The organism is Bordetella sp. BOR01 (genome assembly GCF_019218885.1).
GTDB lineage: Bacteria > Pseudomonadota > Gammaproteobacteria > Burkholderiales > Burkholderiaceae_B > Bordetella_A.
In genome coordinates this window covers 956,835-969,430 of the sequence record NZ_JAHUWT010000001.1, presented here as the reverse complement: position 1 = coordinate 969,430, position 12,596 = coordinate 956,835, and the positions used below count along the sequence as shown (strand labels likewise).

Sequence of the window (12,596 nt, the reverse complement as noted above, 5' to 3'; positions counted from 1 at the left end):
TCTTGGTCAGTGGGCAATGCCGGCTGCTGCAGCTTCGTCTATGAGACGACCGCTGGTGAATCGACCGAGTTGAAAAGGTTCCGCAAGCTCGTGCGTGCGACCAGTCGCGATTTCGTGTGCCAATGTCCAGCCGCCGACGGGAATGCCTTTGAAGCCGCCAGTACCCCAACCGCAATTCAGGTAGAGCCCGCGTACGGGTGACGGCCCGATGATCGGACTTGAGTCCTGGACGATGTCTACGATTCCGGCCCACTGACGCAGCAGCCGCAAGCGCCCAAGTGAAGGAAACATCTCCGCAGTGGCTGCGACGACTTGCTGAGTGACGGCGAAACTACCCCGTTGCGCGTAGGACGGGAAGTGATCAAGGCCACCCCCCATTACGACTTCGCCTTTGTCGCTCTGGCTCCAATATGCTCCGAGCGCCGGCGAAAGCGTGACACGCTCGAGTACTGGCTTGACTGGCTCGGTCACCATGGCCTGCAATGCGTAGCTGATGACCGGCAAGCGGAAACCTGCCCAAGCGGCGAATTGACTGCTATGTCCTGCTACGCATAGCGCAACCTTGCCTGCAAGTATCTTGCCTTGCTGCGTATGGACTGCCTTCACGGCTCCGTCATGTATATCAAACCCAGTGACCGCACAGTTCTGAATGATGTCCACGCCCAACGCGCTTGCTCCTCGCGCATAGCCCCAAGCCACCGCATCATGCCTTGCCGGTCCGGCGCGCCTCTGGATCAGCCCTCCTAGAATGGGGAACCTCGCGTTTGCGGTGAAATTCAGACGGGGCTCGAGTTCACGAACCTGTTCGGCGCCAAGCGGTTCGGCATCGACACCATTAGATTGCATCGCGTTCGCCCAGCGGGCTTGCAGATCGAGATCATGGCGCGAATGCGCGAGCGTGATCATGCCTCGCTGGCTGAACATGATGTTGAAATTCAGTTCACGCGACAGCCCCTCGTACAGGCGCACCGAAAAATCATAAAGGCGTGCGCTTTCGGGATAGAGGTAGTTGGATCGGATGATCGTGGTATTGCGGCCGGTGTTTCCTCCTCCGATCCATCCCTTTTCGATGACCGCCACGTTCGTGATGCCATGGTTTTTGGCCAAGTAATAGGCAGTCGCCAGCCCCTGCCCGCCCCCCCCGATGATGACGACGTCATAGCGCTTCTTGGGCCTCGCATCTGTCCAGGCGGGCGCCCAGTCCCGCTGATCGGCTCCAGCGGCCAGCAGGCTCCATGCGGAATAGCGAGTTCTCGATTGCATGCCAGAAACTCTACCTAAAAGATACAGTACTGTCAAAGAAATTTTGGCGCTCTCAACAAGCCATTTTATTTAGATTACTGCTTATAAACTCTTGCATCCAGCCCAGCCGTGGAGAATAATATCAAAAGAGACAATAATGTTTCTTTTCGGGTTGAACCTGCATCGATCTGCCGGCCTCCAACCAGCCCGCAAAAAGGCTACTCTCATGCACCCCAATGACAGCACCTTGCTATCCCTTCCTGGTGAACGGCCGCACGAGCAGGTTTCAATGTTCTGCGACGAACGCTCTGGCCTCACCGCAATAATCGCGATTCATAACACCCTGCGAGGGCCGGCGTTTGGAGGATGCCGTGTATGGAGCTACAGCAATGAGAGCGAGGCGCTGCGCGACGCCCTGCGACTTTCGCATGGCATGAGTTTGAAGAACGCCCTGGCAGGCCTTCCGTTCGGCGGAGGCAAGGCGGTTATCCTGAAACCATCCGGGCCATTTGACCGACAGCGTCTTTTTCAGGCGTTCGGCACTCGCGTCGATACGTTGGCGGGGCACTACATCACCGCCGAAGACGTCGGCAGCACCATCGCGGACATGCGGGCGGTCCAGCAGCAAACCAGATTCGTCAGCGGTATCCCGCGTGATAACGCTTTTGGTGGCGATCCCTCGCCAAGGACTGCTTTTGGCGTCTTTCTTGCCATTGACGAAGCGGTATACAGGGTCCTGAAGCGGCCTCTAGACAAAGTAACAGTGGCGGTGCAAGGGTTGGGGGCCGTCGGCATGTCATTGTGCAAGCATCTATATGCGGCGGGTGCGCGGCTCGTGGTGTCCGACCTCGATCAAGCCCGCGTGCAATATGCCAGGTCAACGTATTCGGCGGAGCCTGTAGGCGTGGACCATATTCTCGCGGCCCCTTGCGACGTGCTTGCACCTTGCGCATTAGGCGGCGTCCTGAACTCCTCCACGGTGCCAGAGATCAAGGCTGCCATCGTGGCCGGCGCATCCAACAATCAATTGTTCGCAGCCGCCGTTGGAGACGCGCTGCAGGCAAGGGGCATTCTGTATCTGCCGGACTTCCTCATCAATGCGGGCGGGATCATCAGCGCCGCTCACGAATACCTAGGCAGGAGCGACGACGAGCGGGTTGAGCTTGAGATCAGCCGCATCCGCCAACGCGTCGCCGAACTGCTGGACCGCTCCAATGACGAGGCGCCTTTTCGCGTCGCGCAGCGCTGGGCCGAGGACCTCTTACGCCAATGCTAAGATCAGGGGTATGGCTAATCTTGTACCCAAAACCCCGCCGGCCACTTGGGTGGAAACCGCCCAGAAGGCATTAATCGAAGAAGGTATCCATGGCGTCAAGGTCGATCGACTTGCACAACGCCTGGGTGTCACGCGCGGCGGCTTTTACAAGCATTTCCTGGACCGCAGCGAACTGCTCGATCAGCTCTTGGTGAAATGGGAAAACGAGAACCTTTTTGTGCTGGAATGGCCAATGCCCAAGTCGGCGGTCGAGGCGGCACGGATGCTGGAACGCCTGAGCGACCGCCTGATCACAGAGGACGGATTCGATCCCAGGTTCGACTTGGCTGTTCGTGACTGGGCGCGCCACGACAAGCGCGCCGCCTGGGCGGTCGAGCGGGTCGACAGCAAGCGGCTCGATTTGCTCGAGCGGCTGTTCGTCGCGATCGGATTTACGCGAGATGAGGCCACCGTGCGTGCCAAGGTGTATTACTACCATCAAATTGGCTATTACTCGATGGGAGTAAAGCAGTCTGTATCAGAAAGGAAAAAGCTCATGCCGGAGTACATGCGAATTTTCCTTGGATCGGAGCACATGCAAGCAGCAATGGCGAATCATCCCGTCAACAGCAAACAGAAGAAAAGCTGAAGCACCATCAGCGACGCTCCAGCGTGCAGGGCGTGCGCAGCGTCGGGCTAATCAATCTTCAGGTGGGCAGCCGCAACTACCTGCCCCACCCTGGCCAGGTCTGTACGCATCATTTGTTCCATCTCCTGTGCCGAACTTGCGACTACTTCGGCGCTAAGCGTCCGCATCTGATCCAACATCGCGGGAGCACGCAATTGCTCGCGCACCGCAGATCCAATGATTTCGACGATATCTGCCGGCATCCCCCTGGGGCCCAATAATCCCCACCAGGCGAGCCCCTCTACCGGCCTGCCGATCTGCTCTTCGATCGTCGGGATATCGGGAAAGAGCGGGGAGCGTTGCGAACCGGTCACCGCTATCGCACGCAGCCGACCGCTGCGCAGAAAGGGCTCGGCGGCTGCGAGCGCGGGAAGCGCGACATCTACCTGGCCGCCCGCCAAATCGGTCAGCGCCTGATTTTGTCCACGATAGGGAATGTGTGTAATGGACACCTTGCTAGCTTGCTTGATTTGCTCCATCACCAAATGACCCACACTTCCATTGCCGGCCGAGCCGTAGTTCAGGCGCCCCGGATTTCGGCTGGATTCTGCAATCAGCCCTTTTAAATCACGTAGGTCCGAACTAGCGTTGACAACCACGACAACCTGGGTCTGGGCAACCATACAAATCGGCGTGAAATCCCGTATAGGGTCGAAAGGCAGGTCCCGATAAAGGTGCGGATTGATCACATGGTTGGCCGCCACCATGATGATCGTATAGCCATCGCCCGGAAGCTTAGCAACCGCGGAAGACCCGACGATACCGCTTGCCGCCGCAATATTTTCAACAGCTACTGGCACACCCCAAACTTTCGCGAGACCGTCCGCAAGTAGCCTCGCCGTGCTGTCTGTCGCGGTTCCGACTGCGTACGGTACGACTATGCGCACTGGACGCGACGGAAACTTCTCCGCTCCGAGAACGGCAAACCCGGCAGGCGTAACCGAAGTAGCGACTAACGCTCTTAAGGCGGTTCTTCTTGATATCATGGACGCTCCACGAGGGTTATATGGCTAATCGCACGTGCGGCCCGGCCTCACGTGGCGTGCGGCGAAAACTTCCAACTGCCTGGGAATGCCAAAAGCGAGGATAGCGGTGTAAACGCCGCGCGCAAGCGCTGTTGAAAGCCCCGCCCTGATCGCCCAGCCATCTATCCGAGCCAGCAGGTTCTTTTGCAGAGCGGGATCACTGATATCGGCTACCGAGCATTTGAACTGGACGGCCTCGACCGCCAATTGCTCACGCGCCGCCAGCGCCGCCACGATTTTTCGATCTATCCTGGCAACGTCGCGACGCACATCCTCTAGCGTGCGTCCGTTTGACGAACGGTCGGTTTTCGACATGGCAACCCTACCCCTTATCTGGCCATTGCATAGCTGGGACGCCTGGGGTCGGCGGCCGCAAGGCAAACCCCGCGCCGAGGATCGTGCTGAATCAGGCAGACGGCGCCTGCCCGCCATGTGTGTACGGGCCAAGGCACTGCGTCGTGCCCCATCGATTTGAGGGCACTGGTGGTTTCTTCACCGATATCCGACTCTGCGGTCAGCCGGCCTGGCAGGCTCGCATGCGGCTCGAACGAATCGGGAAAGTCGTACGTTGCAAATCGCGGCGCATCCACTGCTTCTTGCGGATTCATGCCAAAAGCCGTGATGTTCAGGAAAACCTGGGCCATCGCCTGAAGCTGCACATCCCCGCCTGGCGTACCGAAAGGCATGACACGGCCATCGTCGAAAATGGCCAAGGCTGGACTGGGCGTCAATCGTGGCCGCTTCCCGGGTGCAACACCAGAGACATGGGTCGGATCGGCCCAGGATTGAGAGCCCCGAGAAGAGGGACAAATACCGGTACCCGGAATCACGGGAGTATCCATGGAGACATCGCTGGGAGTGGCGGAAATCGAGTTTCCGTGGCGGTCGACCACGCATACGTAGGACGTATCCAGTGCCACAGAATCTGCTCCCGCGGCGTATTTCGGCGCAGTCGCACGCGTCGTGTCGATCGCATCGGCGCGTTTGCGCGCATGGGTGGTCGACAGCAGTTCGGACAGCGGCACTTGCACATGAGAAGGGTCGCCAAAGTACCGATGGCGGTCATCGAATGCCGCCTTTATGGCCTCGATCAGACAATGGACATATGCAACGGAATTGTGAGGATGAGCGCTTAACTGCAGCTCCTGGGCAATTCTCAATATCTCGATCAGGGCTGGCCCCTGGCACCAGGGCTGCGGGGTGTAAAGTTTGTGCCCCTCAAACGCAGCGCAGACTGGATCGCCAATCGGCGTGCGATAGCCTTCCAGATCCGCCGCAGTGAGCAATCCGCCGTTTTCGCGGTGGTACTTGAGGATTGCCTTCGCAATGTCGCCTTTATAGAAGGCGTCGCGCGCGGCTTGCAGCCCTTGGATACGGGTGCCGCCTGCTGCCTTTTCCTCGTCGACCATGTATTGAATGGTCTTTGCCAAATCCCTCTGTACAAATAAATCCCCTGGCTTGGGGGGATGGCCGTTGGGAAGGTAAATCTCTGTGTTGGAGGGCCAGCGTGCGTATTCCGCTGCAAACGCCGAAATGATGTTCGACATCATGGGGTACATTACAAAGCCCTCGCGAGCGATGCGGATAGCTTCTTCCGAAACTTCGGAAAACGTCATGGTGCCGAACTCGGACAGCGCGGTGATCCAGGCATCGGGTGCTGCTGGAATCACAGTGCGCAATAGGCCGTGCGGGACTTCGCCATTGTGATGTTTCGTGAAGTAATCCGGGGGAATAGCGCGTGGCCAATAGCCCAGTCCGGCGATCTCGTGCACAGACCCAGTCTTTGCGCTGTAAACGAGCATTGGCGCAACTCCAGCGAAGTTGACGACGTCGCTTTGCACCACGGCCAGCACCATGCCGGCGGCGGCCCCCGCATCAACCGCATTGCCTCCGGCTTCCAGAATTCGAAAGGCGGCTTGCGAGGCAAGCGGATGGCCCGCGGACACCGCATGGCGAGTACCGCTGATCAATGGACGGGTCAGCCCGCCACCAGAACTCGAGACAACTCGCTGAGTAAGCGCGTTGCCAACACTATCGGCAGCCATTATGCGACACCCCTCAAAAGATACACTATTGTATTTCCGTGCTTAATTATTCTCGCCACGGCCAGAAATTACAATAGGTGGTTATTAGGGGTTTATATCGAGGCGCGCATCAGCGCTTGCGTTTATTGATACAAGTACAATAGTGTATCTTTTGGTTTTGCCACTTCACAGGCACAAGCCCCGGCGTTCCCCGCCACTCAGCCGACGGGAATTCCCACCTTGTCGATCAGATCGCGCCACTTGACGACCTCGTTGGACAAAAACCGGCCGAATGCCGCGGGTGTACCGCCCACCGGCGTGGAACCGTCCGCCGCCATGCTGCGCTGGATATCCGGCAGTTCGAGCACGCGGTTGACCACGTGGTTGGCCTTTGCGACGATCGGCGCTGGTGTGCCGGCCGGCACGGCGAAACCGTACCAGGACTGCACTTCGTAGCCTCGCACGCCGGCTTCGTCCAGGGAAGGCGTATTGGGCAAGGCAGGCGAGCGCGCTGGCGACGTGACAGCCAGCAGCCTGAGCTGGCCGGATGCAATATAGCTCTTGGACTGGTTCAGGCTGGTGAACATCATGTCCACATTGCCCGCCATGACGTCCATCATCGCCTGCGCGCCGCCCTTATACGGTACATGGATCATCTTGATGCCGGCCATCGCGGACAGCAGTTCGGCCGACAGATGCAGCAGCCCGCCTACCCCCGACGAGCCGAATGTCAAGGCGTCTGGCTTGGCCTTGGCCATCGCGATCAGCTCGCCCACCGTATGCACGGGCAGGCCGGGCCGCACCACCAGGATATAGGGCTGAACTGCCAATTGGATCAGGGGATCGAAATCACGCAACAGGTCATACGACTGCTTTTTGCCCTGCAGGGTCACGTTGACCGAATGACTGGCAGTGAACATGCACCAGTTGTAGCCGTCGGGCGCCGCACGCGCCACGGCTGCGGCGCCGATAGTGCCGTTGGCCCCGCTGCGATTCTCGACCACGATGGGGTGCTCCAGCGCCTCGGCGGTTTTCTGCGCGATGGCGCGGCCCACGATGTCGGTGCCGCCACCAGGCTCGAAGGGAATCATCAGGCGGATGGGCCGATCGGGAAAGCCGGTGGCGGGATCCTCGGCGGCCAGCAGACGTGGGGCCGCCGCCATCGAGGCCAGCGCCATCGCGGCCTGGCCGAAACGTCGTCGTTGCATGTCCATTGTGTGCACCTCCTTCAAAAACACGCTTATTCGGGTTTGAGGCCGGCCTTGGTGATCACGTCGCGCCATTTGGCGATTTCCTTGGCGAGGAACGCACCGGTCTGTTCTGGCGTGGTGGGCTCGGGCTTGCCGCCGTCGGTCTCGATGCCGCGCTTCACGTTGGCCTGGGCCAAGGCAGTGCGCACCGCCGCGTTCAGCTTCTGCACCACCGGCGCGGGTGTCGCGCCGGGAGCCCACAGGCCGTACCAGGAATAACTTTCGTAGCCGGTCGCAGTGCTTTCGGCAATGGTGGGCACGTCGGGCAGGCTGGCGACGCGCGTGGTGCTGGACACCCCCAGCGGATGCAGCGTGCCAGCCTTGACGAACTGCACCACGGCCGGCGTAGTGCCGAACAGCAGGTCGATGCGGCCGCCGCGCAGATCGTTCATGGCCGGGCCCGATCCCTTGTAGGGAATGTGGGTCAGCTTGATGCCGGTCAACAACTGGAAGAGCTCGCCAGCCAAGTGGCCACCGCTGCCGATGCCAGGCGAGCCGAAGGTGATGGCGCCGGGCGAGGCCTTGGCCGCGGCCAGCAGCTCGGCCATGGTCTTGGGCCTGAACGTGGTCGACGAGACCAGCACATACGGCACTCGGCTGAACAGGCAGACCGGCTGCAGATCCTTCAACGGGTCGAAGCGCATGTCGTCGCGCAGCGAGGGATCGATCGACAGGGACGGCGTGCCGGTCAGCAGCGTGTAACCATCGGGCGCCGCACGCACTACGGCCATCATGCCGATGGTACCGCTGCCACCACTCAGGTTTTCCACCACCACAGACTGGCCGAGCGACTTGCCCATTTCAGACGCGATCAGGCGCGACACGGCATCGGTGCCCCCGCCCGGTGCCAGCGGCACGATCAGACGCAACGCATGATCGGGAAAGCCCGCGCCGCCCTGTGCCCAGGTGGCGGACGGCAGGGCCGTCCCCGCAAGCGCGCCGCCGCAGGCAGTGAAAAGAAAGGATCGTCTGTCCATCGATGTCTCCGAAATTATTGGAATGGGTTACCGGCACGACCCGGCAAATGAGCAGACGCCGGCTAGACCGTCGCGTGGCCACCGTCCAACCGCGAAGCCTGCGCTGTCAGCACGCGCATGGGCGAATCATCCAGGAAGGCCAGTACGTTCTCGACCGTCCAGGCATAGAAGGGGCCAAGCAGTTCGCGCACCGTATAGCCGAGATGCGGCGTAAGAATGGCGTTGTCCAGGCCACGCAGCGGATCGTCGTCCGGCAGCGGTTCGCAATCGAAGGTGTCCAGCGCGGCGCCGGCGATGCGGCGGCTGCGCAAAGCCTCGATCAGCGCCTCTCGCTCGACCAGCAGGCCGCGCGCGGTATTGACCAGGTACGCGGTTGGCTTCATCAGCTCCAACTCGCGCCGCCCGACCACGTGGCGGGTACGCTCGCTCAGCACCAGGTGCAGGCTGACGACGTCGCTGCGCGCAAACAGCTCATCCTTGTCGACGCGCACGGCCCCCGCGGCGCGCGCCGCCTCGTCGGTCAGGTTCTGGCTCCAAGCGATGACGTCCATGCCGAAGGCGCGGGCGATGGGCGCCATGCGGCTGCCCAGGCGCCCCAGGCCGACCACGCCCAGCGTGCGCGAGGCCAATGCGACGCCGACCGTGCGCTGCCAGCCGCCCGCTTTCATGCCGGCCACCTCGGCCGGGATATGGCGGGCCAGCGCCAGGATCAGTCCCCACGCGAGCTCGGGAGTGGCGTATTGGCCCGCGGCCGAACGCGGCGTGCACGACACCGTGATGCCCAGACGGTCGGCCGCCACGAAATCCAGCGTGCGATTGTGCGGGCCGGTGATGGCGATGAGTTTGAGCCGCGGCAGGCGCCCGAGCAACGAGCCGGGCATCGCCATGCGCTCGCGCGTCAGGCACAGGATGTCGTAGTCGGCCAGCTCGCGCGCCGCCTCGTCTTCCGCCAAATGGCGCTCGAACACCGTCACCTCGCAGCGCGCCGCCACGGCGCTCCAATCGGCCAGTTGCATGGCCAGGTTCTGATAGTCATCCAGGATCGCCACGCGCATGTCGCTCTCACTTGTCTTGCAGGCCGCCTGCGCGGCAGCGCCGGGATCACTCGTCATCATGCTTCTCCAGAAGAGCGCCGCCGCGTGGCGCGCATCAGTGCATCCGCGTCGGCCAAGTCGGCGCAGTTCCACAGCAGCGCATGCAGTGCCTGGGCCCGCTGCGGGTCCAGCCAGCGGCCGGCACACTCCAGGAACTTGGCCTTGCGGTCCTGCGCGTCCATGGGCGCGGCGCGCGAGCCCGGGGCGTGCTGCACACGCAGCGTCAAGCGGCCCGACGCGATGGTCACCGCCAGGTCCACGAATACAGGCATGCCGGCCGGAATATCGCGCGGATCGACGTGATAGCGTCGCACCTTGCGCATCAGCGCGCGGTGCGGCTCGCGCATCACGGCCGCATCGGTAAAGGTATCGACGCCGATCGCGCCATCGATCAACGCGGCGGCGGCGGTGTATTCCATGCTGAACTTGGCCTCCAGGCCGGTGGCCGGCTCGCGCCCGATAAGCGCGGCGTCGTTGCCGGGCACGAAGCCGACTTCGACCGATTGCACGTCGTCGGCTCGCAGGCCATGGGCCTCGCGCAACGCCAACAGGCCAGCGATACCGCGATGCGTGCCATAGCAGCAGGGCCAGCGCTTGACGTTGATGCCGGGATCCAGGATTTCCCAGGGAGCCCCCAGGCGCCCGACCAAGGTGGACGGCGTTGCGCCATCGCCGCCCCCGTAGGTGGCCAGCATGCTGCGCGTGCCGTCCAGGATGTCTGGATCCGCTGTCATGCCGGCCTTTGCCGCCCAGGCTGACCAAACGCCGGCGCGGGCAGCATGCCCCGCATGGAACGGTTTGGCCATGAAGCCGAAGTTGCGCAACAGCCCGCTCATCTGCGAGGCCGCCAGGCCCCAGGCCATGCACAGCTGCTTTGCATCCAGGCCCCATAGGCGGGCGGCGGCGGCGGTGCACGAGAACACGCCGATCGTGCTGGTGCTGTGCCAGCCGCGCATATAGTGCTCGTCGCCCAGCGCGCGGCCGAACTTGCCGGCTACCTCCAGGCCCAGCGCATAGGCGGCAAGCAGCTCGGCTCCGCTGGCATGCGTGGACTGCGCCACCGCCAGCGCGGCTGGCACCAGCGTGGCGCTGGGGTGCCCGTGCAGCGTGGTCAGGCTGTCGTCTAAATCGAGCGCGTGGGCGCTGATGCCATTGGCGAACGCCGCTTCGGTCGGCGCGGTGGCCAGCGTGGCGCCGAACAGGCTGGCCTGTGGCCGCGCGCCCAGTTCCTCAACCCAGCGGGTGGCCAGCCGGCTGGCCGGCTCGTCAAGCCCGGCCAGCGCGACGCCCACCGTGTCGATGAAGGCGTCGCGCGCGCCCTGGAGCACCGGCGCGGGAATCTGCCGCGCCGGCGTCTCGAGAACGAAGCGCGAGAACTGTTCCGTAACCATGTCTCGCTCCTTGTCATTTTCCTGCGGCAGCCAGCCCACCGCAGCGCGTTACTTGCCGCTCAGCCGGAAGCGCGGAATGGTGACATCGTCGGTGACAGAGTCGAACACGACCTCCAACCGGTCTCCTACCCTGACCGCGTCGTTGGGCACGCCGACCACATTGCTGTACATGCGCGGCCCTTCTTCCAGCTGAACCAGCGCCACGTTGTACGGCACGTCCTCGGCGAAGGCCTTGTTGTAGACCTGATGGAACACCACGTACGAGAACACCGTGCCACGACCGGACAGGTCCTTCCAGTCGAACTTGCCCGACAGGCACTTGGGGCAGGCCGAATTGATCGGGAAACGGATGTGGCCGCAATCGCCGCATTGCTGCATGCGCAGCTTGCCGTCCTTGCAGCCCTCCCAGAAGGGCCGGTTGTCCTTGTTCAGCACAGGCAGCGGCTTGAGATATTCACCCATGATTCCTATCCTTTCTTCAAGATGGTGGCGTTGGCGCAGTTCAGCGCCTGGCCGCGCCCGGTCACCAGACAAATCTCGGCGCCTTCGACCTGGCGCGGGCCGCATTCGCCGCGCATCTGGCGCACGCCCTCGACGATATGCAGCCAGCCCTCCATGTACGATTCAGACAGATTGCCACCCGCCGTGTTGATCGGCAGCTCGCCGCCCAGCTGGATGCGGCCGCCTTCGACGAACGGCCCCGACTCGCCCGGCTTGCAAAAGCCGGCATGTTCGAACCACACCAGCACGCTGCTGGTGAAGTTGTCGTAGAGCTGGCAGACGTCAATGTCGCGCGGGCCGACGCCGGCCATCGCATAGGCGTCGTTGACCGCCAGCTTCTGGTGCGGCACATACCACCAGTCCTCGCGCTCCATGTTCTCGGTGGTGTAGGCCTGGCCCATGCCGGCGATGGTGACCAGCGGCTTCTTCAGGTCGCGGGCGCGCTCGGCGGTGGTGACGATGACGCAGACCGCGCCGTCGGAGATCAGGCAGCAGTCCAGCAAGTGCAGCGGCTCGACAATGAAGCGCGAATTCTGGTGATCATCCACCGTGATGGGCTTGCGCATGATGGCGTCGGGATTCATCGACGCATGGCGGCGGCAGGCTACCGCAATCTCGCCCAACTGACGGCTGGTGGTGCCATACAACGCCATGTGGCGCGAGGCGGTGATGGCGCTGTTGGCGCAGGCCGCCATGAAGCCCCAGATACCCCACGAGTCGCCCCAACCCGAGGCTCGGTTGAACTTGTTGCCACCGGTGGCCGCCGTATCGCCGAATACGCAGGCAACATAGTTGGCGAACCCGGCGTTGACCGCCAACGCCGCCTCGTGCAGCAGCGCGCCGGCCGTGCCGCCGCCCATGTTCTTGCTGCCGGTGTAGCGCGGGTTGATGCCGACCGCCTCGCCGAAGCGCAGGTAGTTCAGCGCGCCTTCGGGCGAGGTGGTGCCGGGCATGGTAAGAATGCCGTCGATCTGGTCCTTCTTCAGGCCGCAATCGTCCAGCGCACGCTTGAAGGCCTCGACGGCCAGGGTGACGGGGGTCTCTTCCGGAAACTTGCCTTGCGGGCTGGCGCCCACGCCGGCAATGGCGGTTTGGTCTCGTAGCGGATTCATACAGGTCCAGGAGATGTGCGTAATGGATGGGCTGGCC

Annotated in this window: 12 protein-coding genes; 2 read left to right on the top strand and 10 right to left on the bottom strand. The window is 62.5% G+C overall.

The window, feature by feature from the left end:
• Nucleotides 1–6: 6 nt before the first annotated feature.
• Nucleotides 7–1,263, bottom strand: coding sequence for a sarcosine oxidase subunit beta family protein (locus KW845_RS04615; RefSeq protein WP_218367978.1), 1,257 nt, complete (start codon nucleotides 1,261–1,263; stop codon nucleotides 7–9).
• 205 nt (nucleotides 1,264–1,468) lie between these two features.
• On the opposite strand from KW845_RS04615, the gene KW845_RS04610 reads away from it, so the two are divergent.
• Nucleotides 1,469–2,518, top strand: a complete 1,050-nt coding sequence (locus tag KW845_RS04610; protein ID WP_218367977.1) for a Glu/Leu/Phe/Val dehydrogenase — start codon at nucleotides 1,469–1,471, stop codon at nucleotides 2,516–2,518.
• A 10-nt stretch (nucleotides 2,519–2,528) separates the two neighbouring features.
• Nucleotides 2,529–3,146: a TetR/AcrR family transcriptional regulator gene (locus KW845_RS04605; RefSeq protein ID WP_218367976.1), complete on the top strand. Its 618-nt coding sequence runs from the start codon at nucleotides 2,529–2,531 to the stop codon at nucleotides 3,144–3,146.
• Between the two features lie 47 nt (nucleotides 3,147–3,193).
• Here KW845_RS04605 and KW845_RS04600 read toward each other — a convergent pair whose 3' ends face one another.
• The 9 genes from KW845_RS04600 to KW845_RS04560 form a co-directional block, all read right to left on the bottom strand.
• Nucleotides 3,194–4,171, bottom strand: coding sequence for a tripartite tricarboxylate transporter substrate binding protein (locus KW845_RS04600; protein WP_255592377.1), 978 nt, complete (start codon nucleotides 4,169–4,171; stop codon nucleotides 3,194–3,196).
• 24 nt (nucleotides 4,172–4,195) lie between these two features.
• Nucleotides 4,196–4,525: a chorismate mutase gene (locus KW845_RS04595; RefSeq protein ID WP_218367974.1), complete on the bottom strand. Its 330-nt coding sequence runs from the start codon at nucleotides 4,523–4,525 to the stop codon at nucleotides 4,196–4,198.
• Between the two features lie 14 nt (nucleotides 4,526–4,539).
• Nucleotides 4,540–6,255, bottom strand: a complete 1,716-nt coding sequence (locus KW845_RS04590) for a gamma-glutamyltransferase family protein (protein ID WP_218367973.1) — start codon at nucleotides 6,253–6,255, stop codon at nucleotides 4,540–4,542.
• Nucleotides 6,256–6,452: 197 nt separating this feature from the next.
• Nucleotides 6,453–7,442 (bottom strand): tripartite tricarboxylate transporter substrate binding protein, encoded by a 990-nt coding sequence (locus KW845_RS04585; RefSeq protein ID WP_218367972.1) that lies wholly within the window; start codon nucleotides 7,440–7,442, stop codon nucleotides 6,453–6,455.
• 32 nt (nucleotides 7,443–7,474) lie between these two features.
• Entirely contained in the window at nucleotides 7,475–8,461 is a 987-nt protein-coding gene (locus tag KW845_RS04580; protein WP_218367971.1) for a tripartite tricarboxylate transporter substrate binding protein, read from the bottom strand.
• 62 nt (nucleotides 8,462–8,523) lie between these two features.
• On the bottom strand, nucleotides 8,524–9,576 hold the full coding sequence (locus KW845_RS04575; protein WP_370628174.1) for a D-2-hydroxyacid dehydrogenase family protein: 1,053 nt from the start codon (nucleotides 9,574–9,576) through the stop codon (nucleotides 8,524–8,526).
• Complete coding sequence (locus tag KW845_RS04570; protein WP_218367970.1) at nucleotides 9,573–10,946, bottom strand: MmgE/PrpD family protein; 1,374 nt, start codon at nucleotides 10,944–10,946, stop codon at nucleotides 9,573–9,575. The genes KW845_RS04575 and KW845_RS04570 overlap by 4 nt, the downstream gene beginning before the upstream one ends.
• Nucleotides 10,947–10,994: 48 nt before the next feature.
• The gene (locus KW845_RS04565) at nucleotides 10,995–11,408 is read right to left on the bottom strand and encodes a Zn-ribbon domain-containing OB-fold protein (RefSeq protein ID WP_218367969.1); all 414 of its coding nucleotides are present in this window, start codon (nucleotides 11,406–11,408) and stop codon (nucleotides 10,995–10,997) included.
• Nucleotides 11,409–11,413: 5 nt separating this feature from the next.
• Nucleotides 11,414–12,559, bottom strand: coding sequence for a thiolase family protein (locus KW845_RS04560; protein WP_218367968.1), 1,146 nt, complete (start codon nucleotides 12,557–12,559; stop codon nucleotides 11,414–11,416).
• Nucleotides 12,560–12,596 lie beyond the last annotated feature (37 nt).

Coding starts and splice junctions, on each gene's coding strand:
- KW845_RS04565 (WP_218367969.1), bottom strand. CDS start 11,408: ATGGGTGAATATCTCAAGCCGCTGCCTGTGCTGAACAAGGACAACCGG.
- KW845_RS04580 (WP_218367971.1), bottom strand. CDS start 8,461: ATGGACAGACGATCCTTTCTTTTCACTGCCTGCGGCGGCGCGCTTGCG.
- KW845_RS04595 (WP_218367974.1), bottom strand. CDS start 4,525: ATGTCGAAAACCGACCGTTCGTCAAACGGACGCACGCTAGAGGATGTG.
- KW845_RS04610 (WP_218367977.1), top strand. CDS start 1,469: ATGCACCCCAATGACAGCACCTTGCTATCCCTTCCTGGTGAACGGCCG.
- KW845_RS04570 (WP_218367970.1), bottom strand. CDS start 10,946: ATGGTTACGGAACAGTTCTCGCGCTTCGTTCTCGAGACGCCGGCGCGG.
- KW845_RS04560 (WP_218367968.1), bottom strand. CDS start 12,559: ATGAATCCGCTACGAGACCAAACCGCCATTGCCGGCGTGGGCGCCAGC.
- KW845_RS04575 (WP_370628174.1), bottom strand. CDS start 9,576: ATGATGACGAGTGATCCCGGCGCTGCCGCGCAGGCGGCCTGCAAGACA.
- KW845_RS04585 (WP_218367972.1), bottom strand. CDS start 7,442: ATGCAACGACGACGTTTCGGCCAGGCCGCGATGGCGCTGGCCTCGATG.
- KW845_RS04590 (WP_218367973.1), bottom strand. CDS start 6,255: ATGGCTGCCGATAGTGTTGGCAACGCGCTTACTCAGCGAGTTGTCTCG.
- KW845_RS04605 (WP_218367976.1), top strand. CDS start 2,529: ATGGCTAATCTTGTACCCAAAACCCCGCCGGCCACTTGGGTGGAAACC.
- KW845_RS04600 (WP_255592377.1), bottom strand. CDS start 4,171: ATGATATCAAGAAGAACCGCCTTAAGAGCGTTAGTCGCTACTTCGGTT.
- KW845_RS04615 (WP_218367978.1), bottom strand. CDS start 1,263: ATGCAATCGAGAACTCGCTATTCCGCATGGAGCCTGCTGGCCGCTGGA.